General features: G+C 37.7%; 23 protein-coding genes. 15 read left to right on the forward strand and 8 right to left on the reverse strand.

Annotation, left to right across the window (positions count from 1 at the left end):
* Positions 1–39: 39 nt before the first annotated feature.
* The 4 genes from ACU696_RS13075 to ACU696_RS13090 all read left to right on the forward strand — a co-directional run bounded on the left by ACU696_RS13075 (position 40) and on the right by ACU696_RS13090 (position 4,019).
* Positions 40–1,467, forward strand: a complete 1,428-nt coding sequence (locus ACU696_RS13075; protein WP_164528835.1) for a Na+/H+ antiporter NhaC family protein — start codon at positions 40–42, stop codon at positions 1,465–1,467.
* Positions 1,468–1,482: 15 nt separating this feature from the next.
* The gene (locus ACU696_RS13080) at positions 1,483–2,472 is read left to right on the forward strand and encodes a D-cysteine desulfhydrase (protein WP_004910863.1); all 990 of its coding nucleotides are present in this window, start codon (positions 1,483–1,485) and stop codon (positions 2,470–2,472) included.
* A gap of 130 nt (positions 2,473–2,602) precedes the next feature.
* Positions 2,603–3,124 carry a GNAT family N-acetyltransferase gene (locus ACU696_RS13085; protein WP_209101504.1) on the forward strand — a complete coding sequence of 174 codons (522 nt, stop codon included), beginning with the start codon at positions 2,603–2,605 and terminating at the stop codon, positions 3,122–3,124.
* A 28-nt stretch (positions 3,125–3,152) separates the two neighbouring features.
* Complete coding sequence (locus tag ACU696_RS13090) at positions 3,153–4,019, forward strand: SDR family oxidoreductase (protein WP_109912215.1); 867 nt, start codon at positions 3,153–3,155, stop codon at positions 4,017–4,019.
* Between the two features lie 307 nt (positions 4,020–4,326).
* Here ACU696_RS13090 and yqfB read toward each other — a convergent pair whose 3' ends face one another.
* On the reverse strand, positions 4,327–4,656 hold the full coding sequence (yqfB, locus tag ACU696_RS13095) for a N(4)-acetylcytidine aminohydrolase (protein WP_004910859.1): 330 nt from the start codon (positions 4,654–4,656) through the stop codon (positions 4,327–4,329).
* Between the two features lie 184 nt (positions 4,657–4,840).
* Between yqfB and ACU696_RS13100 the strand changes: the two genes are divergently transcribed.
* Positions 4,841–5,623: a GNAT family N-acetyltransferase gene (locus tag ACU696_RS13100; protein WP_109912213.1), complete on the forward strand. Its 783-nt coding sequence runs from the start codon at positions 4,841–4,843 to the stop codon at positions 5,621–5,623.
* A 40-nt stretch (positions 5,624–5,663) separates the two neighbouring features.
* Here the strand turns inward: ACU696_RS13100 and ACU696_RS13105 are convergent, their stop codons facing one another.
* From ACU696_RS13105 to ACU696_RS13115, 3 genes are all read right to left on the reverse strand, one after another.
* Positions 5,664–6,263 (reverse strand): LysE family translocator, encoded by a 600-nt coding sequence (locus ACU696_RS13105; RefSeq protein ID WP_209101501.1) that lies wholly within the window; start codon positions 6,261–6,263, stop codon positions 5,664–5,666.
* Between the two features lies 1 nt (position 6,264).
* Positions 6,265–7,185: an alpha/beta hydrolase gene (locus ACU696_RS13110; RefSeq protein ID WP_209101498.1), complete on the reverse strand. Its 921-nt coding sequence runs from the start codon at positions 7,183–7,185 to the stop codon at positions 6,265–6,267.
* 111 nt (positions 7,186–7,296) lie between these two features.
* Entirely contained in the window at positions 7,297–8,067 is a 771-nt protein-coding gene (locus tag ACU696_RS13115) for a DeoR/GlpR family DNA-binding transcription regulator (protein WP_164528839.1), read from the reverse strand.
* Positions 8,068–8,155: 88 nt separating this feature from the next.
* Between ACU696_RS13115 and hisN the strand changes: the two genes are divergently transcribed.
* The 5 genes from hisN to ACU696_RS13140 all read left to right on the forward strand — a co-directional run bounded on the left by hisN (position 8,156) and on the right by ACU696_RS13140 (position 12,311).
* Positions 8,156–8,956 carry a histidinol-phosphatase gene (gene hisN, locus ACU696_RS13120; protein WP_164528840.1) on the forward strand — a complete coding sequence of 267 codons (801 nt, stop codon included), beginning with the start codon at positions 8,156–8,158 and terminating at the stop codon, positions 8,954–8,956.
* A 27-nt stretch (positions 8,957–8,983) separates the two neighbouring features.
* Positions 8,984–10,144, forward strand: a complete 1,161-nt coding sequence (locus tag ACU696_RS13125; RefSeq protein WP_447343122.1) for an MFS transporter — start codon at positions 8,984–8,986, stop codon at positions 10,142–10,144.
* Between the two features lie 327 nt (positions 10,145–10,471).
* Positions 10,472–10,864: a hypothetical protein gene (locus ACU696_RS13130; RefSeq protein WP_231136482.1), complete on the forward strand. Its 393-nt coding sequence runs from the start codon at positions 10,472–10,474 to the stop codon at positions 10,862–10,864.
* A gap of 3 nt (positions 10,865–10,867) precedes the next feature.
* Entirely contained in the window at positions 10,868–11,641 is a 774-nt protein-coding gene (locus tag ACU696_RS13135) for a GNAT family N-acetyltransferase (RefSeq protein ID WP_004910844.1), read from the forward strand.
* Positions 11,642–11,759: 118 nt separating this feature from the next.
* The gene (locus ACU696_RS13140) at positions 11,760–12,311 is read left to right on the forward strand and encodes an adenylate kinase (protein WP_164528842.1); all 552 of its coding nucleotides are present in this window, start codon (positions 11,760–11,762) and stop codon (positions 12,309–12,311) included.
* A gap of 47 nt (positions 12,312–12,358) precedes the next feature.
* Here ACU696_RS13140 and ddlA read toward each other — a convergent pair whose 3' ends face one another.
* Both ddlA and ACU696_RS13150 read right to left on the reverse strand, forming a co-directional pair.
* Positions 12,359–13,462 (reverse strand): D-alanine--D-alanine ligase, encoded by a 1,104-nt coding sequence (ddlA, locus tag ACU696_RS13145; protein WP_209101492.1) that lies wholly within the window; start codon positions 13,460–13,462, stop codon positions 12,359–12,361.
* A gap of 133 nt (positions 13,463–13,595) precedes the next feature.
* Complete coding sequence (locus tag ACU696_RS13150) at positions 13,596–14,480, reverse strand: LysR substrate-binding domain-containing protein (protein ID WP_196718394.1); 885 nt, start codon at positions 14,478–14,480, stop codon at positions 13,596–13,598.
* Between the two features lie 151 nt (positions 14,481–14,631).
* On the opposite strand from ACU696_RS13150, the gene ACU696_RS13155 reads away from it, so the two are divergent.
* Positions 14,632–15,246: a LysE family translocator gene (locus ACU696_RS13155; protein ID WP_196723397.1), complete on the forward strand. Its 615-nt coding sequence runs from the start codon at positions 14,632–14,634 to the stop codon at positions 15,244–15,246.
* Between the two features lie 41 nt (positions 15,247–15,287).
* On the opposite strand, the gene ACU696_RS13160 is transcribed toward ACU696_RS13155, so the two are convergent.
* Both ACU696_RS13160 and leuE read right to left on the reverse strand, forming a co-directional pair.
* Complete coding sequence (locus tag ACU696_RS13160) at positions 15,288–15,761, reverse strand: NUDIX hydrolase (protein ID WP_109912202.1); 474 nt, start codon at positions 15,759–15,761, stop codon at positions 15,288–15,290.
* A gap of 292 nt (positions 15,762–16,053) precedes the next feature.
* Positions 16,054–16,695 carry a leucine efflux protein LeuE gene (leuE, locus tag ACU696_RS13165; RefSeq protein WP_164528843.1) on the reverse strand — a complete coding sequence of 214 codons (642 nt, stop codon included), beginning with the start codon at positions 16,693–16,695 and terminating at the stop codon, positions 16,054–16,056.
* A 485-nt stretch (positions 16,696–17,180) separates the two neighbouring features.
* Between leuE and ACU696_RS13170 the strand changes: the two genes are divergently transcribed.
* From ACU696_RS13170 to ACU696_RS13185, 4 genes are all read left to right on the forward strand, one after another.
* Positions 17,181–18,035, forward strand: coding sequence for a helix-turn-helix transcriptional regulator (locus tag ACU696_RS13170; RefSeq protein ID WP_209101489.1), 855 nt, complete (start codon positions 17,181–17,183; stop codon positions 18,033–18,035).
* A gap of 58 nt (positions 18,036–18,093) precedes the next feature.
* Positions 18,094–18,795, forward strand: coding sequence for an AzlC family ABC transporter permease (locus ACU696_RS13175; protein WP_004910829.1), 702 nt, complete (start codon positions 18,094–18,096; stop codon positions 18,793–18,795).
* A complete protein-coding gene (locus ACU696_RS13180) occupies positions 18,792–19,106 on the forward strand; it encodes an AzlD domain-containing protein (protein WP_004910828.1) in 315 nt (104 codons plus the stop codon). The genes ACU696_RS13175 and ACU696_RS13180 overlap by 4 nt, the downstream gene beginning before the upstream one ends.
* Positions 19,107–19,297: 191 nt before the next feature.
* Positions 19,298–19,765 (forward strand): YehS family protein, encoded by a 468-nt coding sequence (locus ACU696_RS13185; RefSeq protein WP_196723395.1) that lies wholly within the window; start codon positions 19,298–19,300, stop codon positions 19,763–19,765.

Genomic DNA, 19,765 nt, shown 5'->3' on the forward strand with positions numbered 1-19,765 from the left:
TATAAAATTCATATTTTCTCTCGGATCACAGGTAAACACATGCAGGACTATGGTATTTGGACCGTTATCACTCCCATTGTGACTATAATATTGGCGATATTAACTCGCCAAGTCATGCTTTCATTAATGTTAGGAATACTCGTTGGTTTTACTGTCATTCATGACCACAACGTATTATTAGGTGTACAAGGTACCGTTGATGGTATTATTGATACATTTTCATCTGCAGGAAATACGCGAACAATTGTCTTTATGGTTATGATCGGTGGGATCATGAGACTTGTTGTGGTTACAGGTGGCGTTCGTGCTTTAGTTCAGTTACTTACCAATAAGACAAAATTAATTAAAAACCGTAAATCTACTCAGTTGCTCGCCATTATCATTACTTCTCTTATTTTTATTGAAAGTTCAATTAACCAATTAGTCGCTGGAGCTTCAACTAAAAATCTCGCACGACAATATGGTGTTGCCCCTGAAAAAATGTCCTATATTATCCAAACTGCGTGTGTTTCTGTTTGTTCCTCTGCCATCATCAATGGGTGGGGAGCGGTAATAATGGGGTTAATTGGGGTACAAATTTCCCAAGGGCTGATTCAAGGCGAGCCTTTTGATATTTTAATTACGTCGATTGGTTACAATTTAATGGCTTGGTTATCCATTATAACGATCCTATTCTATGTATTTACTAATATTTCATGGGGTCCCATGAAAAAAGCAGAAGATACATACCAACAAAATTTTATTGCTGGGAACATTTCTCAATTACAACGTCAGGATAACGAAGAAGAGATTATTGACCACCCTAATGCTCATTCTTCATTAAACTTCTTTATACCTATTTTATCTACAGTATTAATGGTCCCTATCGCACTATATATCACAGGTGATGGTGACTTTAGTAAAGGAAGCGGTTCGACATCCGTATATTGGGGAGTCATGTTTGGTACTATGATATCTTTCTGTTGGTTTATCGGTCGACGGTTACTAAATATTGATGCTTTCTTTAAAGAATTGTTTGTCGGTTATGCCAATATGCTAAAAATTAGCTCCATTATGATTTTAGCATTTTTAATGGGTAATGTTTCTGCTGAGTTAAATACAGGTGCTTATATTGCTGAAGTCACTCAAGGCGTTATGGCCCCAGGTTTTTCTATTGGTTTTATCTTTATAATTAGCGCCATTATGTCTTTAGCAACAGGCACCTCTTGGGGTACTTTCGCAATAATGATCCCTATCGGAGTTCAATTAGGTTTATCTGTAGGAATGCCTGTGGAATATATGATTGGTGCAGCAATTTCTGGCTCAATATTTGGCGATATGACCTCTCCAATTTCTGCGGATGCTATTGTTGCATCAATGGCGACAGACTGCGAACATATTGAGCATATTCGAACACAGATGCCTTATGCACTAGTGACTGCCAGTATTGTTCTTGCTATTTACCTTTACCTTGGTTTCTCTTATTAATTATTGGGAATTTAGATGTCTCTTCAACAACGACTAGCACAGTTTGCAAAAATAGATTTACTTAACGCATCGACTCCACTTAATCGATTGAATAATTTATCGCGTAAGTTTGGTCGTGAGATTTATATAAAGCGTGATGATATGACTCCCCTTGCCATGGGGGGAAATAAACTGCGTAAACTAGAATTTTTAATGGCTGATGCATTAGCCAAAAAAGCAAAAATTATTGTTACTGCGGGGGCAATTCAATCAAACCATGTCCGCCAAACAGCCGCAGTTGCCGCTATGCATGGGCTTGAATGCGTTGCATTGTTAGAAAATCCAATTCAAAGCGATAATCCTAACTTTCTTCATAATGGTAATAAATTATTAACTGATTTATTTGCCACTCGTTGTGTTATGTGTGACGAACTAACCGATCCGCAATCTCAACTGGAAGAATTAATAAAAACACTTTCTCTTAAAGATGCCTATATTGTCCCTGTTGGAGGGTCAAATGCATTAGGTGCCTTAGGCTATATTCAATGTGCTATTGAAATAGCTCAGCAGAAGCCAGAACATATAGAATTTGACAAAGTTATTGTTGCCTCCGGGAGTGCTGGAACGCATGCAGGGCTTGCCATTGGCTTGCAAGAACTGTTACCACAAAGCCAAGTAATTGGTGTCACCGTTTCAAGAAAACAACAAGACCAAGCCCCTAAAGTTGAAAAATTGCAATCCGAACTGGCTCAATGGCTGGATCTAACTAAAACACCCAAAGTACAACTATGGGATAACTTCTTTACCCCCATGTACGGAATGCCAAACCAAAAAGGCCTCGCAGCAATCAATTTATTAGCGAGGCAAGAAGGTATTTTATTAGACCCAGTTTATACCGGTAAAGCCATGGCTGGATTAATTGACTACTTAGAAAACTCTGAAGAAAAAACCCCCATTCTATTTGTTCATACAGGTGGAGCCCAAGCGTTATTTGCTTACTCAGATATTAGCCAAACAATTAAATAATCATCATCAGATAAAAGGGCTAAATAGTCCTTTTATCTTCTCTCTAATACCAAAAATGCTCTATTTTTCCTCTTCTATGACATTTATCAATTGATTGCTATACACTGATAAAGCACAGGAGAAAACATTTATGAACCAAGTTCCCCATATACTAAGAAAAGCAACGAAACACGACGCGTTATTGCTACATAAAATAGGTACGGAAAATTATTTGCATCATTTTGCTACATTATGGAATAGCCAAAATGAACTTAACTCATATTTAAATCAAGAATACAGCACAACTAAAATCACTGAAGACCTTAATCAACAGCATATTGATTGGTATGTTATTGAAAATAGGAGCCCAATCGGTTTAGTAAAACTAACCTATCACTCCTGTATACCTGAAACTAATTTAGTTGGTACTTTGTTAAATAAGCTTTACTTTTCTCCTGGCGCTACAGGTAAAGGTTATGGAAAAACCGTATTTAAATTTATTGAAGCGCTCGCAAAACAACAAGGTGACTCTTTGCTATGGCTAGATGTTCTCGCAAGTAACACTCGAGCAATGGCATTTTATCAGTCAAACGATATGCATATTCTAAAAGAAATGTTATTTACAAGCGAAACACAGAAATCTCTTGAATATATTATGAGCAAAACACTTTAACTGAATATATTGTAACTATAGGATATTCATGAAAAATACAATTCTTATTACTGGTGCGACAGGCCAGGTTGGTCATTACCTTATCCAATCATTACAGAACAAAGGCTATCATGATATTGTTTTAGCGGTTAGAGATCCTGCTAAGTTGAAAAACACACCTTATCGAACTGTTGTTATGGATTATGATAAGCCAGATACTATTGAAACCGCTTTACAGGGTATAGATTCCGTTTTCATGATGACGGGCTATACCATTGATATGCTTGTACAAAGTAAGGTCTTCGTTGATATTGCAAAAAAATCGGCCGTGAAATATATCGTGCACTTAGGTGCCTGTGGGGACGATAGCGCTCAAGTGGCCCATTGGGCATGGCACCAGCTTATTGAACGCTATATTGAATGGTCAGGAATACAATTTACTCACCTTCGCCCCGAATCTTATATGCAAAACTTACTGGGTTATCAAGGAGATGAAAACTTACAAAAAGGTGTCTTGCGCTCTTATTTTGGCAATGCAGTACTCAGTTGGGTAGACTGTGCCGATGTTGCTGAACTAGCGGCTTATTGCTTACTTAACCCGCAACAGCATGCAAGCCAAATTTATCGTCTTGGTTATGAAGACAAAAACTACACACAAATAGCTGAATTATTAACAGAACAATTGGGGATCCCTTTCAGCTATCAGGCAGAAAATCCCAATGAGTTTTGGCAACATGCCGTTAAAAATAATTTAGAACTCGCTTATATGAAAAGTATCTATGACCATTATGTCGCTTTTACCAATGGGGAATTAGACCGTTCAGGAATAATTTTTGATAATTTTCAAACTATAACGGGTAAAGCGCCAACATCACTAAAAGAATTTATTTTAAAACATCAAGAAAAATTCAAATAAACTTAAAATAGGCCTCTAATTTGGCCTATTTTTATATTATTTTTTATTCGCAATAAGTATTCTCCAAAAATTAATATTCCGCCAATAAAGGTCACTGTACTGAGTAGCTCATTAAGAAATAGAGTTCCCACAATAACCGCACTCAGCGGATTTAGTGCAATAAATACCCCTGCACCCGCAGCCACTAATGGTGAACCCCCTTAGCCCACCAGTTAAGCGTAGTATTACTTTTGCTGTTATTAACGAGAACCAAGCATCACCGGCAACAAAGGCATTTTTACAAATTGCCAAAAAACTATATTCGTGATCAGTCAGTGCTATTCAGCAATTGGTAAGTGATTACGTATAAATATTGCTCGTTTGGGTAAATCTCTTTGATAAGCGCTTTCAACGTCTCTAGACTCATGGCTTCTTGCTTAGCGTGGTATTCAGAAATGTCATCATAAGAAATGGGCTCTACCGACAATATTTTAATATCAGTATAATATTCACCTGTTTCCAGCGCGTATACCTTCACAATAGTCCCAGGAACATAATCGCTCTCGCTTTTATCACGGATAGTGATAATTTTTTTACCGGAAACCACCAGTGGAAGTAAACGCTCAAAAAAGGTTATCGTGTCTGGGGCGTTATTCATAATAATTCTCTTATTTTTATGCAATGTCTTTTCTAGGAAGACCTATTTTCTTATAAACCCAATAAATTGCAATAAAATGGTTCTTTTCGTGCTTTCAATTATACGAATACTATAGCGATCATTGCGTTTTATATACAATCAAGCCATAAAAATATTATCTACTACTATAAATTGAGTATACATAATGGATAACAATGAAAATTTGTTCTATCAACAAGAACACTATTTTTGGTCTGCAATATGTGCAAATGTAGTGAAAATCAGCAACCAAACTAGTGCTTACTTTTCTGAGCTACCATTGCCTATATTTAATTATATTTACCTCCACCAAGGTGCGCTCATTTCAGATTACGAGAAGGCTGAAATGCTGTTCAAACAACAAGCTAAGCCTTATGTCCTTGTTGTTCATGGCCAAATACGTTCTCTATTTGAGTCAGAAATAGTAACACGGGGGTTAATCTATGATGGTGAATCAACCGCAATGATTTTACCGCAAGACGTTTTATCTCAGTACAATTCACCACCGCAGCTTAATGCGGCTTTTCAGGTTGTGTTCAGCAATAATCAACTCAAGGATTGGGCTCAGCCGTTAATTACAGCATTCCCTGTCGATTCTGATACAGATGAAAGTGACTCAACTGTTACTGACGAGTATATTCGTTATCACCAAAGAGCACTTGATAAACAAACTAATATGGTGCATTTAGTCTTATTTGCAGATCAGCAACCAGTCTCAACCTTAACTATGACATTTAATAATGAAACAGCTCGACTTGATGATATTGGTACTGATATTCAATACCAAGGTAAAGGGCTCGCGACTTCACTTATTAAACATGCGCTATACCTTTGCCATCAACAAGGGGCTAAACAGTGTGTATTAGAGTCATCCAGTGAAGGGTTATCTATCTACAAAAGACTGGGTTTTGTACCTATATTTAATTACTACAGCTATATTTCGGAATGATTTTATTAAATGCATCTTAATAAATAAGGTGCATTTTACTTTACCTAAAAAAATAAGGCTCTAGTGTAATCGCTAATAGCAACACTCCACCACCAATATTAATGTATTTTCGTAATGTTGAGGCGCTCAGGGAGGAAGAAGAAATAATTAAAGCGGAGCAAGAAAACAGCAGCCATAAAGCCATCATGATAATATGGATAAGTGATAATACAAGAGAATTAGCAAGTGACGGGTCAGCTCCTGCATATTTTGAAACAACGACTAAATATAAAATAATCGCTTTTGGGTTAAGTAAATTAGCTAAATAAGCATCTTTGACCGTAATTTTTTTTATTTCTTGAGAGCTTTCTCTTTTACTGGCATTAATTCCTGGAATGATCAATGAAATAGCAAGATACAATAGATATAATGTACCTAAAATACCAATTAAATTCATTACCCACTGGTAAGAAACCAGTATTTTACTTAAATCAATTCCAACTAAAAAACCATGAGTTAAAATGCCTAATCCCGTTCCAATAATAGGTATAAACAGTCCTCTAATGCCTTGGTTTAACACACTATTTAAAGCAATCGCAAAGCTTGCTCCCGGTGACACGACAATGGGGAATAATATAACGATAAAGCCGAGTATATCCACTTTATTTTGTCACCGTTTGGTACCAATGTTGAATATCTGTCACAATTTGTTCAATATGTAACTGCCCATCTTTATCTTTAAAAAAATGGTCTAAATCTTGATATGCTCGGTAGCTGACATGGGGATTACGAATTTGTTTCATCATATTGTCTGTACCATGAGCATCCACGTTGGTATTCGCCATCGTTTGTATCACCAAATGTGGAGTTTTAACTGACTGGATAAGTTTTAAATTGTCAATGGTGAGCATCTCATACCACCATTTCGGGCCATGGCCGCTGACAAATTGGTCGTTATTTAATTGCTTTTGTTTTACCGCTTCTGCAAATTGTTTAAAACCTTCTTTTGAGTTAGCAATTTCTTCTTTAGGTGTATTATTTTCAATACTATACAGAACATCATTAATAAAATATTGTCCGCCGACATTCAATGCAACGGATGCGGTTATAAAATTTTCTTGTGCAACAATTAAATTAGTTACCAGTGCACCTTCACTTCCGCCTAATAGCACTATGTGTTGATAATCATTTTTTAATTGTTGTAATACTGCTACATAATTATTGGCGCGTTCTAATGGCGAGTCTTTCGACATATAGTCAACAGGACACTCTTCTTCCGAAGCTTCTTCATCATTAGCCCCCACTAGGTTGTTTAACCCTGTTTTTTCAACTAATAAAATATCATTATCAGGAAATACCACACCGAAATTTTTCAGCATGTTTGGATTATTAATGACGCTTTTACAATCAGAGCCTTGTAATAGAACTAATAAATCCTTTGATTTTTCGGCTTGTTTTTGGATTAAGTAATAGTTTATTTCTTTGCCTGCAAAGTGCATGGTTTGCATATTCACAGATAAATCCTGAGCAAATACACCCAATGAATAAAGTGAAAGTAACAAGGTAGTCATTTTTAATTTCATCGCGCACTCATCATGTCTATAAGGGCCTTTCGAAGATATTATATTGATTTTTTTATAACAAATAGCACCTAAAATGCCCTCATGATACAAGATAAAAGTTAGACATGTGGCCTATGCTTGTGCAATCTTTATTGCCATATTAGTAAACAAGTCAGTCGTTTGTTTATTCAATTCTGTTGTCATAACTAAAATTGAAATTTGTTCACAATTGGCAATCTTATACCTCGCAACTCCAGGTAATTTGTCTGCGGTTACCCCCATAATGACTTGATTACTGCGTTCAAAAAGGATTTTCTTAAATTTAGATTCTTCATAATCAAATATCGAAACCCCCATTTGTGGATCTAAAGCACAGCCACCAATAAAGCATTGGTCAAAATGGATTTGATTGATTTGATTCACTGCAGAAATATCAATACTCGCGCCAACTTGACGGTTTAATTTTCCACCAATTAAAATCACTTCACATAGTGGCTTCTTCATTAGTTCTAATGCTATTGCTGGAGAATGAGTCACAACCGTCAACGATAGCTCTGAAGGTAAATAACGAGCGATTTCTAAGTTAGTTGAACCTGAGTCAATAAAAATACAGGTATTTTGTTTGACTAGTTTATTGCAAGCCTTCGCTATTTTGATTTTTTCATCTTGGTTTTGTGTCGTTCTCTGCTCGAATGTGCCCTTTTCCTCAAGCATACTGACCGCACCGCCATGGACTCGACGACAAACGCCTTCTTGTGCTAATTCATTTAAATCCCTGCGAATAGTATGCTCTGATACTTGCATTTCACGGGCTAACGTCGTGCAAACCACACGCCCTTCATCTTGTAGTAACTGGCGAATTTTATTTTGCCTTTGTTCTGGAAAAGCGACATAATCGAGCATACACTTCCTCATTAACTTTTTTAGCAATCATAATCGAGCAAGAAAAGATGTCAAACACTATCTTGTTCAAGCACTCGAGGACAACTAAATGACACACTCTCAGTTACCAGATAGCTTTTTCTTACATGAACTTGCCAATACAGCCGGTAAAATTTCTCTTGAATACTATCGAGCAAATGAACTTAGTGTTATTGAAAACAAACTCAAAGCCAACTATCGCTTCGATCCAGTCACTCAAGCGGATAAGCTCGCAGAAAAAGCCATGCGAGAACTGATATCTAAACATTATCCAACGCATTCTATCATGGGTGAAGAATATGGAATAACGGGTACAGGTCCCATTCAATGGGTACTTGACCCCATCGATGGAACCCGCCCTTTCCTTTGTGGACTCCCTTTATGGGCAAACCTGATAGGCCTAACTGAGCATGGCAAAGCGGTCATGGGGATGATGAGCCAACCCTATATTGGTGAACGCTTTTGGGCAGACCAACACGGAAGCTGGACCAGTAGCTCTCACGGACAATATCGCTTATCCACTCGCAAACACGTCAAACTCGAACAAGCCATCTTGCATACCACATCACCTGAACCTATTGCCGCACGATCAGACATTCATTTTATGGCGCTTGAGAAACAAGTATTAATGACTCGCTATGGGGGAGAATGCTATGCAATGGCAATGCTAGCAGCGGGTAGAATCGATATTTGTGTCGAATTCGCACTGGAACCTTATGATATTGTTCCATTAATCCCTATTATAGAACGTGCTGGTGGCATAGTTACTACATTGGATGGCAGCCGAGCTGAAGCAGGTGGTGCCGTTGTAGCAACGGGTTGCCCATATCTTCATGAACAAATTCTGACTATCTTAAATACAGGTAGTTAATTTTATCTTTTTAAGAAGCCCTATAAAATGCAATCTACTCAACAAGTTAATAGCCATGTTTCCTTAATACCCGCTAAAAGGGAGCAAATTTCTACTCGAATTATTTTTTTTATTGCTGGTTTTGTTACCGCGGCCTGGGCAGCCATTGTTCCTTATGTCAAACTTAACACAGGAGCAAATGATGCCACCCTTGGCATGCTATTATTATGTTTCGGTGGAGGGGCACTTATTGCTATGCCGGTGACCGGAGCATTAGCGGCCAAGTATGGCTGCCGCCGCTTAATGGTTTTTTCCACTATCGCCTTTTGTTTGTTGTTCCCCATTTTATCTTCTTTATCGCAAGTTAACTTTATCATCGTTGCCTTATTATTTTTTGGAATTTTCATTGGCTTAATAGATTGCGCGATGAACATTCAAGCTGTTATTGTTGAAAAGTCATCCGACAAGCCAATTATGTCTGGTTTTCACGGTTTTTATAGTGTCGGGGGTATAGCAGGTGCAGGTATCATGAGTTTGATCTTGCTACTTGGCGTTTCCGCGACAATGGCATCAATGATTATTTCAATTGTTGCGGTGGTTCTATTAGCGGCTTGCTATAACGGTTTAATCCCCTACGCTAACGCCCCAACTGGCCCCCTTATCGCTATCCCGAAAGGCATTGTTTTAGTTATTGGGATTGTCTGTTTTGCCGTTTTTCTTGCTGAAGGCGCAGTTCTTGACTGGGGAGCTGTATTTCTAATTGAACACCATGGATTAAAAGAAACTTTAGGCGGTTTAGGTTTTGCGGCTTTCGCCACAACCATGACTATTGGCCGATTACTGGGCGACAAAATTGTTATACGAGTCGGTTCTGCTCGTGTCGTATTTTTAGGTGCTTTGCTCGCTTGCCTTGGTTTTGTTATTGCTGTTTTATCTCCTCATCTCATATTTGCCATCATAGGTTTTGCATTAGTCGGTGCGGGTTCATCTAATATAGTACCGGTGATGTTTTCTGCTGTAGGGAAGCAAAAAACGATGCCAGAGGCTCTTGCCGTACCTGCAATTTCAACTTTAGGCTATTTAGGTATTTTGGCTGGACCTGCAGCTATTGGTTTTGTTGCTTTTCAATTGTCCTTGGCAACTGCATTATTATTAATTTCTGCATTATTAGTTATTATTGCTTTTGTAACTCGTTTTATCCGTGTGTAATTTTTTGAATCTCTTAAGGCTACTGCATTGTAGCCTTACACTCCGTTTTCTCTCATCAATTGTTCATATCTGATAAAAATGGGAACAATCGTGCTCTATTTATAGATTTCATATATATAATTATTCATTAAACTATTAAAATTCCATCTGATTTTTCTGCTAGTGACTTCCATATATACTGAGGCTAAATGAACCCTACTCATAAAAAAAAAGATTATCATTATTGGTGCTGGCGCGGCTGCGCTTATGTAATCGCTTAATGTTGAATTACCTGTTAGCTCCTCTCCCTCTATCATTGCGCACATCAATGATTCTATCGAACAAACATTGGTTCAACATATCATTTCAACACCACAAATGGAGCTACGACAGGCAGGTTCAGGTAAAATACTCTGTGCTGAAGACTATATTAGCGAAAAGCCCGAGCACAGTGCAGTGGCTATCGCACAAAACGCCCTTACAACGATTAAAAATTCATTTATAGGTAGTAACACGTTAAATCTTGAAAACGCTTTCATAGGAATGCGACCTATGCCTAAAGATGAGATGCCAATTGTCGGAAAAGTTGCTGATTTTGAAGGTTTATATATTATCAGTATGCACGCTGCGATTACGCTAGCGCCTTTGATATGCCAATTGGCTCAAGATGAAATCTTGCATGGAATAGAACAAGCCGCATTAGGCCCATATCGATTAACTCGTTTTGTATCAGGTAACTGACAAATGAATATTCCGTTGTACTATTTAAGACATTATCAATCGATTGAAAAAACATTTTGGACATCTATTTGTGAACATAGTATCCAGATTGCACAACACACAATTTGCTATTTAACGCCCCTTAATTCGCCGGCGTTTAACTTCATTTATTTGCAGCCTGACTCGACCAGTCACGCCTTTATGCAGGCTCACAACCTGTTTGTTTCACAGAAGAAAAACCATACTTTAGTGATCCCCGAAGAGATGCTCCAACAGGTGGTAACTGAGGCTGAGTCACTAGGTTACAAACGTGACAGCGTCACTACCGCAATGGCGTTGACCTTAGCAAAACAAAATGAGGTTGAACTGCCTGATAACCAAGTCGATATCGTCTTAGCGAATCACGATTTGTCTTTGTGGGCTAAGCCACTTGTTTCCGCATTTTATCTATCTGAAGAGCACGACCAGGTTATTAAAGAATATGTGCGTTATCATGAGGATGCTTTGCAACAAGGCGCACCACAATTTCACCTTGTGTTGCTCGTCAACGGAGAGCCAGCGACCTCAATGACCGTAACAATTGAAGGAACGTTAGCCCGTTTTGATGATATTGGTACTGAGCCAAGCCATCAAGGTAATGGCTATGCATCACAACTCATTGATTATGCTTTAGCATTTTGCCGCCAGCAAGGTGTAGAGCACTGTTTCCTTGATGCTTCAGAAGCAGGATTTGACCTGTATAAAAAATTTGGTTTTGTGCCATTATTTCGCTACATCAATTATGTCTGGTGCAAATAATTTAAAGCAATAGTGTTATTTGTAGAGGCATCTAATCTGGGATCATTGTTCATACAATGGTTCCAAATTCAGTCATTTCCAGATCAACCCTAGTGACAAAATTGTCTGATGTTTACATATGAAAATTAATATTATTGGCACTAGTGGCAGCGGTAAAAGTACCCTTTGCCAACAACTTTCTTTGTTATTAAATGTCCCTTCTATTGAGTTAGATAGCTTATATTGGCTAGCAAATTGGCAAGGTTCTTCAGATGATGAGCTTAACCAGAAACTCGCCGCTACATTAGATAAAGCGGTATCTGGATGGATTCTTGATGGCAACTATACACGGACTCAACCCATTAAATGGAAAGAAGTCGACATGGTGGTTTGGTTGGATTACTCCTTGCCTCGAACCCTTTATCAGTCGATTACACGCACATTAGCGCGCATTCGTTCTGGACAAGAGCTGTGGGAAAATACGGGCAATAAAGAACGTTGGAAAAATGCCTTTTTCAGTCGCGATTCGATAATTTTGTGGCTGCTAAAGACTTACTATCCAAATAAGAAAAGAAACCTAAGTCATATGGCAAATCTCAATTTACGCCATATTCAGTTTGTTCGGCTCACCTCACCAAAAGAAACAAACTTATTTTTACAACAGATAAAAGCTCAAGTTCAGAGTAAATAAACATCTCGGTAGTCATAAAAACTACCGAGATAGTATTATCTCAGCGATTAAAGCTCATTACATGCCGTTTTCAACATCGCCGTTTGTTGAAATTTTTCAATTCCTAACTCAATTAAGCGGCTAATTAATTGCTGATAGGTCATACCGCCTTGCTGCCATAGTTTAGGGTACATACTGATATTCGTAAAACCAGGCAATGTGTTGATTTCATTGATAACAACGTCATTATTTTCTGTTAAGAAAACATCCACACGGGACATTCCATAGCAATTTAATGCGCGGTATGCGGATAAGGCAATCTCACGAATTTTATCACTCACCGCCTCATCTAATTGTGCAGGAGCAACGACAGATGCGCCATTCTCATCAATATATTTGGTATGGTATGCATAAAAACTATCGTGCAACACGATTTCACCACAAGGACTGGCAAGAGGCGCTTCATTACCTAATACTGCGCACTCAATTTCACGCCCTTTTACTGCGCTTTCAATAAGGACTTTCGTATCAAATAAAAAGGCAAAATCCAGTGCCGAGTCAAATTCCGATTTAGTGCTGACTTTGCTGATCCCAACAGATGAACCTTGATTTGCCGGCTTAATAAATAACGGTAAACCTAATTGTGCCACAGTGGCTTCATATTTCGTTGTTGCGCGTTCATTTTTAAACACCGTAATAAACGGGGCGATATTTAAGCCTGCGTCTCTAAGTAATCTTTTGGTAACGTCTTTATCCATACAGGCCGACGAACCTAAAACCCCCGGCCCGACAAACGGTAAATTCGCCATACGCAATAAGCCTTGCAGTGAACCGTCTTCACCTAAGTTACCGTGAACAATAGGGAAAATAACATCAATTTGCGGCAATGGCTTCGTATCTTCAAGCGAAATAAATTGTTCTCGCGTTTTTCCCGGAACAAGTGCAATGCTACGTTTTGGTGTATTCAAGGCAATACGAGACGGGTCATCACCATGCAATAAATAATCAGATTCGTTATATTCATGCCATTGCCCTTCTTTATTGATTCCCAAAAGGCATACATCAAATTTATTGCGATCTAATCCATTGATAATATTTTTAGCGGACTGTAGCGAAACTTCATGTTCTGTTGATCGACCACCAAAAATAACACCTACTCGTATCTTGCTCATTATTTGCTCCGACATAAAACACCAAACCTAGCAGAGAAATATAGCACGCAAAGAAATGGTTATGACATAAATTATTTATTTTTCATTAGGGTTCGCTGGCTTTATAATCAAACCTTCTTTTTTTGATAGGTAATTATCTTCCGTCAATCAGGGTTTCAATACTGATATTCACCTGCTCTATTAGCCACTGGATAAAAATAGCTGCTGCACTGCCCTTTTCAATAGGTTTCGATGACAATAAATAATATGCAGAACTATCTTCAATGAAACCATATGGTGCGGCTAATTGCTTTGATTGTACTTCATCCGCAACCATCAAAAATGATGCAAGCGCTGCTCCTTGCCCCGCCAATGCAGCTTGAATGCACAAGTAAAAGTGCTCATATGTAATAGTTTTACTATTTGGAAGAGTAACTTTTTTTATATTCTGCCAAGTTGTCCATGCATTGGGTCTAGATGTCGTCGACAGTTGTGGTATATGAGCAAAGTTTTTCTTAAGATCAAGTCCAGGCCGAACCACAACCCCCATGCGTTCTGAACAAACTTTTACTGCAAAAAGATTGTCATTCCATTTAAAATCATTACGCCTCAATGCTAAATCAACGTTCGCTTTTGTAAAATCAATAACACCACCTGCGGCAACTAGATGTACCGTAATATGAGGATATTGTTGATAAAAATGCGTAAGTCGAGGAATTAACCACTTCATTGCAATTGTTGGTTCACAAGACAAGCTAACAACATTAGGAAACGTGCTACTTTTTATCTTTTCAACACCGTCTTTAAGCTGTTCAAATATCGAACTAGTTGTTTGTAACAATATTTGCCCGTTAGCCGTTAAAAAAACAGCTCGGTTCCTTCGTTCGAATAACTCAACACCAAGATATTCTTCTAATAAACGAATTTGTCGGCTAATCGCACTATGAGTCACATTTAGCTCTTTTGCTGCCTTCACAAAACTGCCTGCTTTCGCAGCAGTATCAAAAAAACGTAATGATGTTAACGGTGGTAGTTTCATATATATAGGTAACAAAAACTGACAGATTTGCGTCAGGATAAATCGCTTTTTAGTTTTATTCAATCCATTGATAATAAAAACAATAAATAAACAAATTATTTCAAAGTAAATACATTTTTAGTCTGTTTCTATTACCTTTCAGGAAATTAATATGAATGAAGTTATTGCAGTTGCGACCATCACCATTTTAGCCGTAATTAGTCCAGGGCCTGACTTCGCTATGGTAACTCGCAATAGTTATACCTATGGCATTAAAACAGGCTTATTGTGTGCGCTAGGTATCGCTATTGGGGTACAGGTTCATGTGTTCTATACCGTTTTTGGTATCACGCTGGTCATCATGAATTCACCAACATTATTCTTAATAGTTAAACTTATTGGTGTAATTTACTTGGTGTATATCGGATTTAACTCATTAACAAATAAAGTAAAAATATCCTCAAATAATGCAGTATCAAGGCCATTATCTGCCTTAAACGCTTTTAAAAATGGTTTTTTGACGAATGCTTTAAACCCAAAAACCATGTTTTTTGTAGTTTCTGTGTACAGCCAAGTTATCAGTACACAGAACTCAATTTGGTTAAATTTAAGTTATGGCCTATTTATTTCTTTCGCTCATTGGCTTTGGTTTAGTCTAATTGCTATTTTCTTTGCGACACCCGTAGTACGAAACAAAATTCTTAACTACCAATTTATTATGGATAGAACAATTGGTGCACTACTCATTCTATTGGGACTATCTTTATTATTCTTTAATATAAATTAATCTTGTACTTACATTCCTACCCATGTCCACATTCATGATAACTATTTACCCTGCAACCGATAATATTCATTGACCACTTTCGCCAACTCAATCACGTCGGCTGGAATATTGAGTTTGGCGAGCGCCTCAAATGGCACCCATTCAAATGGTGCAAAAGGCGGTTGTGATGAAGGCAATAACTCACATAAATAAATCATATCAATATGCCAATGGTTACCTTTCTTTTTATCGACAATAAACTCTTTCAAGATAGCGATAGGCAACGGCAGTACTTGTGTATGGGATGAATCATGGATTTGTGATGCAAACGGGAAACCACAACTGACTACTTGGCACTCTAACCCAGTTTCCTCAAGAACTTCTCGAAAAACAGCATGCTGTGGCTCTTCATTCACTTCGATGTGGCCCCCCGGAGGTAACCAAAAACCAAGCTTTTGATGTTCGTGTAATAAAAATTCACCATGCTCATTACGGATCATTGCTGTTGCCGTAAAATGTTTAACTTCCTCGTTCATCCTATCATTGCCCTTTTTTCCATTTTACTATTTCTACGTTGTATTTTTATTTTCGAGCTTAACACCTCGCGGCCTTCCAGTCATAAGGCATTAACTCTGCTAATGTCACTTGCGTATTTTCATTGACTGCAACAATAGCTTTAATGACTGAGATGCTAACTAGATATACACGCCAGGCATGCAAACACTATACCGTCAAACGGGCAAGGAAGACACTAAACGGAAGCTAGTGAGTGGGTAACAGTGATAAAAAAATAGCCAGCGCTTGGGCCGGCTATTTCTGATAAAACTATTATGCGGTTAGTGCAAGTTTTGCTCCAAACATCAAGAATACAGCGCCAATACAACTATTAGATAATTTAGATAGCTTTTTATTATGTTTAACCATATTCGTTACGGCAACCGCGCCAAAAATCAATAGTGATAAATAAATCATGCTACAGGCTTCTAAAATGGCGCCAAGAATAAAAAATGGCACACCCGCGCTTGGGTATGCTGGGTCAATGAATTGGATAAAAAATGAAACATAAAAAATGATCATTTTAGGATTTAGTAAACTTAAAAAAACGGCTTTTTTATAGGTACCCTTGGTTTCTAAAGTAATTGAATCAACATCACCTGTATTTTCTTTCTTATGCAATACGCTATATAAGGTTTTAATCCCTAAATAAAATAAATAAGCCGCCCCTGCGTATTTTATAACACTAAAAAAGATAGGCGATGTTTTCACTAAAGATGCAACCCCTAAAAATGATAGAAAAATGAGCATAGCATCTCCTGTAAAGACACCTAATGCTGCTTTATAACCATTTTTCACACCATATTTCGCACTGCTAGTTAAAACAAATAAAGAATTAGGGCCTGGTACCAATGTAATAAAAATAACACCGATAAGATAAGTCCATAAGTTTGTAATACCGAGATTTTCAAGCATAGGAAACCCGCTAACTCAATAAAAGTTATAACAAAAAATTCACATAATTTCTTTATATTTATTATGATACAGACTTTATTCACTCCATAAAAGATATCACTAATGAATAATGCAAATATAAAATATAATTTCAACAAATTAAAATAATCTGGTTTTATAGCAATGAAGTAACACACCTAACAAGAACAATAAACCACGCAAACCAACTTAATCAGAAGCGGACTACAAACACCTAGCAAGACAGTGATTAATACCAGTATTTGTTAATAACAAAGAATTTAACACCACAAAAACAAATGGAATAGTAATAGTGATTTGAGTGAGGTTTCACGTTATAACATAAATGTCGGTGCTATTTAAAAGTAACGTTGGATAAAAACTGTATAAAATTAAAACACCTCATTTAATAGCAAGCTAAGATTATTTTCTTTTAACATTTTATTAAAAAATATTGAGTTATTAATCATTATTATTTTAGGAATTCCATGGAAAGCGCTAACTATTTTCATCTAGAGGAACTCAACGGCCTTGAAATGATCAAAGCCCGTTATCATCAACAAAAATTTTCTCGCCATAGTCATGAAGGGTTTTGCATTGGTGTTATCGAAGAAGGCGCACAACAATTTTTCCGTACTGGCGAAAACCACTACGCGCCTAAAGGGGATATAATTTTAGTTAATGCCGATGAAATTCACACTGGCTCATCAGCAATGGAAAATGGCTGGTCTTATCAGGCTATTTACCCTACTCCAGAACTTTTTACCCAACTCACACTCGGTTTAACAACAGAGCACCAAGGGCTGGTACCCTGGTTTCCTATTGCAGTGATACAGGATGCAGGGCTTAGCGCCCAACTCCGCTTATTGTTTAATCTATTACCTCAATCAGGTAATACCCTTTTCAAGGAAACCTTGTTGTTATCCTCTTTAAGTTGGCTAACCTTACGTTACAACCGCACTAAAATTGAATTAACAGAAATAACACCCGCAAAGCAACGCATAGAACAAATTTGTGACTTGCTCATCAACACCTGCGAACAAGAACATTCATTAAGCCAATTAGCCGAAATATCAGGTTTTAGCCAATGGCACTTTCTACGACAGTTTAAATCGCATACAGGAATTACACCACACGCATTCTTAGTACAAGCCCGCTTACACAAGGCAAAAAAACTGTTATTAGCAGGAAATACGCCTGCAGAAGTCTCAAACCAATGCGGTTTTTCCGACCAAAGTCATTTCACTCGACATTTTAAACAGGCCCTTGGAGTTACCCCTGGGAATTTTATTCGGCATCGGATCGGTGAAAAGAGCAATTTTATTCTATCTACTAATATTTAATCTCTTTAAAATCAATCAAATTATAAAAGTGTTCATAATTACAACAAGGTTAGTTTAAATGGCATCACAACAAAGTAACCAATGGCAAAAAGCGATGATGACAGGAGCTGTTCATACCGCTCCTCTTAATCTTGCTGTTATTCCATGGGGGGTATTAGCAGGTTCAATGGCGGTCGAAACAGGTCTCGATTTCTGGCAAAGTGTGGCGATGTCTGCAATGGTATTTGCAGGCGCAGCACAGTTAGTCACCCTTGGATTGCTAAATTCAGGTGCGGGCTATATCACGATTGTTATCTCTGTTTTTTTTATCACTTCTCAGCACTTACTTTATGGGCTGACATTACGCCCTCAAGTTAAAGACTTTACAACGCCCCAGCGCCTTAGTATCGGCTTTTTATTAACAGATGAATTATTTGCGATTAGCGCAGCTAAACGCCAAAGTTTAAGTTTTCCCTATCTCTTTGGTGCTGGGTTTAGTTTTTATATCGTTTGGTTAATCACCAGCCTTTGTGGGATTGCGATGGCCAATATTGTGGGCGATTTGAGCCGCTTACATCTCGATTTTTCTGTGGTTGCAACTTTGCTTGCAATCGTCGTTCCACTAACAAGAAAAATAAGTACGCTTTGTGGTGTTATTTTTTCACTCGTTGTCGCCATCGTACTTTCAATGTACTCCTTTAGTAGTGCTATTGTTATCGCTGGTGTGGGTGGGATGTTTGTATCGGTGGCCGTTTCACGTTTATTGAAGGAGGAAAAATGATTTGGCTTTTAATTATTACCTTAACAGCAGTTGTTTTTACTCTACGTTATATTTTCCTAATACCACAGTTACCAATACGTCTGCCCCTCGTGGTTCGTCAAGCACTAGGGTACTCAGCGCCTTGCTTGCTAACCGCAATTTGTGCCCCTGTTATCCTATTAGAAAACCATGATCTACGCTCCTTCCCAGATAATCCTTATTTATGGGGGGCGTTATTCTGTGTCATTGTTGCCTCAGTATTGAAAAATATGCTGTTAACTGTCGGTCTTACTTTAGTATTTTTCTATTCCCTTATTTATTTTATCGGTTAACTTAATATTCAAGATAAAGCATCGTTCAACGCTTTGCTTTATCTTGGTTAATCCCTCATAATATGCCCCTCTCAAAATACATTCCTTTTCAATTTCACCCTGTCATTGATTGTCATAGTGAATACTTTATTGGCCTTACTTACTCAATAAATAGCCAATTAACTTTTATAGATAATGGATAATACAATACCATGCTTAATAATTATGTTTTACGTAGTGTTCGCTATATGTTGGATCTAAGCGATGCCCAAATGGTTAAAATCGTAAAACTCACAGAGTTGGCTGTTACAAAAGAAGAAATGGTGACTTGGTTAAAAAAAGATAATGAGCCTGAATATGTTGAGTGCAATGACAATGTAATGGGGCATTTTCTGAATGGTTTAATCTATCACCGCCGTGGTAAAGATGAAAATCATCCCGCACCTGACGTTGATAGCCGCCTTAATAACAATATTATGCTCAAAAAATTACGCGTAGCTTTTGAATTAAAAGATACAGATATGATTGAAATCTATCAGCTTGTTGATTTTCGTGTATCCAAACCTGAGCTTAACGCTGTTTTTCGTAAACCAGGACATAAAAACTATCGCGAATGTGGGGACCAATTATTGCGTTACTTCCTAAAAGGCCTGACAATTCGTCTACGTGGTGATAAATAA

It is taken from the genome of Providencia sp. PROV_01, assembly GCF_053098325.1.

Coding starts and splice junctions, on each gene's coding strand:
- ACU696_RS13135 (WP_004910844.1), top strand. CDS start 10,868: ATGAATATTCCGTTGTACTATTTAAGACATTATCAATCGATTGAAAAA.
- ACU696_RS13185 (WP_196723395.1), top strand. CDS start 19,298: ATGCTTAATAATTATGTTTTACGTAGTGTTCGCTATATGTTGGATCTA.
- ACU696_RS13085 (WP_209101504.1), top strand. CDS start 2,603: ATGAACCAAGTTCCCCATATACTAAGAAAAGCAACGAAACACGACGCG.
- ACU696_RS13180 (WP_004910828.1), top strand. CDS start 18,792: ATGATTTGGCTTTTAATTATTACCTTAACAGCAGTTGTTTTTACTCTA.
- ACU696_RS13150 (WP_196718394.1), bottom strand. CDS start 14,480: ATGAAACTACCACCGTTAACATCATTACGTTTTTTTGATACTGCTGCG.
- ACU696_RS13170 (WP_209101489.1), top strand. CDS start 17,181: ATGGAAAGCGCTAACTATTTTCATCTAGAGGAACTCAACGGCCTTGAA.
- ACU696_RS13110 (WP_209101498.1), bottom strand. CDS start 7,185: ATGAAATTAAAAATGACTACCTTGTTACTTTCACTTTATTCATTGGGT.
- hisN (WP_164528840.1), top strand. CDS start 8,156: ATGACACACTCTCAGTTACCAGATAGCTTTTTCTTACATGAACTTGCC.
- ACU696_RS13090 (WP_109912215.1), top strand. CDS start 3,153: ATGAAAAATACAATTCTTATTACTGGTGCGACAGGCCAGGTTGGTCAT.
- ACU696_RS13140 (WP_164528842.1), top strand. CDS start 11,760: ATGAAAATTAATATTATTGGCACTAGTGGCAGCGGTAAAAGTACCCTT.
- ACU696_RS13155 (WP_196723397.1), top strand. CDS start 14,632: ATGAATGAAGTTATTGCAGTTGCGACCATCACCATTTTAGCCGTAATT.
- ACU696_RS13115 (WP_164528839.1), bottom strand. CDS start 8,067: ATGCTCGATTATGTCGCTTTTCCAGAACAAAGGCAAAATAAAATTCGC.
- ACU696_RS13175 (WP_004910829.1), top strand. CDS start 18,094: ATGGCATCACAACAAAGTAACCAATGGCAAAAAGCGATGATGACAGGA.
- ACU696_RS13100 (WP_109912213.1), top strand. CDS start 4,841: ATGGATAACAATGAAAATTTGTTCTATCAACAAGAACACTATTTTTGG.
- ACU696_RS13160 (WP_109912202.1), bottom strand. CDS start 15,761: ATGAACGAGGAAGTTAAACATTTTACGGCAACAGCAATGATCCGTAAT.
- ddlA (WP_209101492.1), bottom strand. CDS start 13,462: ATGAGCAAGATACGAGTAGGTGTTATTTTTGGTGGTCGATCAACAGAA.
- leuE (WP_164528843.1), bottom strand. CDS start 16,695: ATGCTTGAAAATCTCGGTATTACAAACTTATGGACTTATCTTATCGGT.
- ACU696_RS13075 (WP_164528835.1), top strand. CDS start 40: ATGCAGGACTATGGTATTTGGACCGTTATCACTCCCATTGTGACTATA.
- ACU696_RS13125 (WP_447343122.1), top strand. CDS start 8,984: ATGCAATCTACTCAACAAGTTAATAGCCATGTTTCCTTAATACCCGCT.
- yqfB (WP_004910859.1), bottom strand. CDS start 4,656: ATGAATAACGCCCCAGACACGATAACCTTTTTTGAGCGTTTACTTCCA.
- ACU696_RS13080 (WP_004910863.1), top strand. CDS start 1,483: ATGTCTCTTCAACAACGACTAGCACAGTTTGCAAAAATAGATTTACTT.